Here is a 3,180-nt window from a genome sequence, read left to right on the forward strand (position 1 = left end):
GCCAGTAAAAGTAACTCGTAGGCTCATTATGCAAAAGGCACGCCGTCACCCCGAAGGGCTCCGACCGCTTGTAAGCGTATGGTTTCAGGATCTATTTCACTCCGTTATTCACGGTTCTTTTCACCTTTCCCTCACGGTACTGGTTCACTATCGGTCTCTCAGGAGTATTTAGTCTTGGCGGATGGTCCCGCCGGATTCATACAGGGTTTCACGTGCCCCGCACTACTCAGGATACCACTATCGACAATGGTCTTTACTTATACGGGACTGTCACCCTCTTTGGTTACCCTTTCCAAGGTATTCTAATTCATCGCACGTCGAATGTCGTGGTCCTACAACCCCAACATTGCCGAAACAACATTGGTTTGGACTAATCCGATTTCGCTCGCCGCTACTTTCGGAATCACTTTTGTTTTCTCCTCCTCCGGCTACTTAGATGTTTCAGTTCACCGGGTTTGCTTCCCTTGCGGGATGACATGTCTTCAACATGCCGGGTTGCCCCATTCGGATATCCGCGGATCATATCGTGTGTGCCGATCCCCGCGGCTTTTCGCAGCTTATCACGTCCTTCTTCGCCTCTGAGAGCCTAGGCATTCCCCATACGCCCTTATCTAGCTTGTCGCTATACCTTTTATTCTTATTCTTATTCTATTCGTACTACTTTACTTAAAAAATTCGTGTTTTCTCTTCAAAGTACATATACCTTAATATATATACCCTGTCCCAATATGTCAATGAACGTTGTCGTGAGCCACGACGGGCAATTGAATCCCGTACGGCCCAACACAATACTCGAGAATGGACCAAACCATTCCCAGGCATTGCCTGGTGGAGAATATCGGAGTCGAACCGATGACCTCCTGCGTGCAAGGCAGGCGCTCTAGCCAGCTGAGCTAATCCCCCGTCTTTCAGTCGCCGGCTATCAGTTAACAGTTATCAGTTAATCGATGACCTTACGCCAACTTGGGATACCCAACTCCTAAAATTTCCAATCTTTCAATTATATGAACGTATCGCCCCCATTGGGGCAAAATGTAGTCCCAGGCAGACTCGAACTGCCGACCTCTACATTATCAGTGTAGCGCTCTAACCAGCTGAGCTATGGGACTGTCCCTAACACTCTTCGTTTTCGTAAACGACAAATGTTATTTACTTATATTGTTATCATAAAGACAGTTTCTTGAAATTAAATCGAAAGGACGGGACCGGTCTTATGGTCTTTGGCCGTCGACTCTCTAGAAAGGAGGTGTTCCAGCCGCACCTTCCGGTACGGCTACCTTGTTACGACTTAGCCCTAGTTACCGATCTTGCCCTAGGCCGCTCCTTACGGTGACGGACTTCAGGCACTCCCGGCTTCCATGGCTTGACGGGCGGTGTGTACAAGGCCCGGGAACGTATTCACCGGATCATGGCTGATATCCGATTACTAGCGATTCCAGCTTCACGGGGTCGAGTTGCAGACCCCGATCCGAACTGTGATCGGTTTTATAGATTCGCTCTGCCTTGCGACATGGCTGCTCTCTGTACCGACCATTGTAGCACGTGTGTGGCCCAGGACGTAAGGGCCGTGATGATTTGACGTCATCCCCACCTTCCTCACGGTTTGCACCGGCAGTCCCGTTAGAGTCCCCGACATGACTCGCTGGCAACTAACGGTAGGGGTTGCGCTCGTTATAGGACTTAACCTGACACCTCACGGCACGAGCTGACGACAACCATGCAGCACCTTGCAAATTGCCCGAAGGAAAATCTATCTCTAGACCTGTCAATCTGCATTTAAGCCCTGGTAAGGTTCCTCGCGTATCATCGAATTAAACCACATGCTCCACCGCTTGTGCGGGCCCCCGTCAATTCCTTTGAGTTTCATTCTTGCGAACGTACTCCCCAGGTGGGATACTTATCACTTTCGCTTGGCCGCCCAGGTCTCAAGGACCCGGACAGCTAGTATCCATCGTTTACGGCGTGGACTACCAGGGTATCTAATCCTGTTCGCTCCCCACGCTTTCGTCCATCAGCGTCAGTATATGGTTAGTGACCTGCCTTCGCAATCGGTGTTCTATGTAATATCTATGCATTTCACCGCTACACTACATATTCCAGCCACTTCACCATAACTCAAGACCACCAGTATCAAAGGCAATTCTACAGTTGAGCTGCAGACTTTCACCCCTGACTTAATGGCCCGCCTACGGACCCTTTAAACCCAATAATTCCGGATAACGCTCGGACCCTCCGTATTACCGCGGCTGCTGGCACGGAGTTAGCCGGTCCTTATTCTTACGGTACCGTCAGGGGGCTACACGTAGCCCTTTTTCTTCCCGTATAAAAGCAGTTTACAACCCATAGGGCCGTCTTCCTGCACGCGGCATGGCTGGATCAGAGTCTCCTCCATTGTCCAATATTCCTCACTGCTGCCTCCCGTAGGAGTCTGGTCCGTGTCTCAGTACCAGTGTGGGGGATCCCCCTCTCAGGGCCCCTACCCATCGTAGTCATGGTAAGCCGTTACCTTACCATCTAACTAATGGGACGCATGGCCATCTCTTGCCGGCCGAAGCCTTTAATCAAAACACCAGGCGGTGTAATGATACTACGGGGCATTAATCCAAGTTTCCCTGGGCTATTCCCCTGCAAGAGGCAGGTTCCATACGCGGTGCGCACCCGTGCGCCGGTCGTCAGCGGAGTGCAAGCACTCCCTGTTACCCCTCGACTTGCATGTGTTAGGCCTGCCGCTAGCGTTCATCCTGAGCCAGGATCAAACTCTTCATCGTTGTCTTATAAATATATTCCGCCAACGACCAAGAACCCTCCCGGCCCCGTCTCTCGATTCAAAATTCTTTATCTTATATATGGTACGGCATTCCTGCCCTTCCAAATACGCTGTCTTTACAATATTTCAATGAACTCCTAAAACGCCCTCCTTAAAGGGTCGCCGCTCCAAATACCTCCTGTCGGACAAGCTCTAAATCCTGTCCCTGTGTCTCAAAGCGGGTGCAAATATACAACCCTTTTCGACACCGCCAAATAAAAATGAAAAAAACTTTTTTTTCCTTCAATCCGACACACACAAGCTACTCAATGAACGTGGCCCGAAGACCTTTTTTACCCAACGACCTTAATCGTTTCGGGCTGCAAATCTACAACCATTTTCCTTCCAAACAAGACTTTTTTAAAAGGTTTTTT

General features: G+C 49.9%; 2 tRNA genes and 2 rRNA genes (1 of these 4 running past the window's edge). All 4 read right to left on the reverse strand.

The features are described 5' to 3' along the window. Window positions 1-623 (reverse strand): 23S ribosomal RNA (locus tag GJ691_RS11335); it reaches 2,208 nt to the left of the window's first position. A gap of 203 nt (window positions 624-826) precedes the next feature. Beyond that, window positions 827-903 (reverse strand) — tRNA-Ala (locus GJ691_RS11340). A gap of 132 nt (window positions 904-1,035) precedes the next feature. Then, a tRNA-Ile gene (locus GJ691_RS11345) sits at window positions 1,036-1,109 on the reverse strand. 130 nt (window positions 1,110-1,239) lie between these two features. Continuing rightward, window positions 1,240-2,768, reverse strand: a 16S ribosomal RNA gene (locus tag GJ691_RS11350). The 16S and 23S rRNA genes sit together here with 2 tRNA genes alongside, the layout of an rRNA operon. Window positions 2,769-3,180 lie beyond the last annotated feature (412 nt).

Source organism: Maribacter luteus, assembly GCF_009674825.1.
Lineage (GTDB): Bacteria > Bacteroidota > Bacteroidia > Flavobacteriales > Flavobacteriaceae > Maribacter_A > Maribacter_A luteus.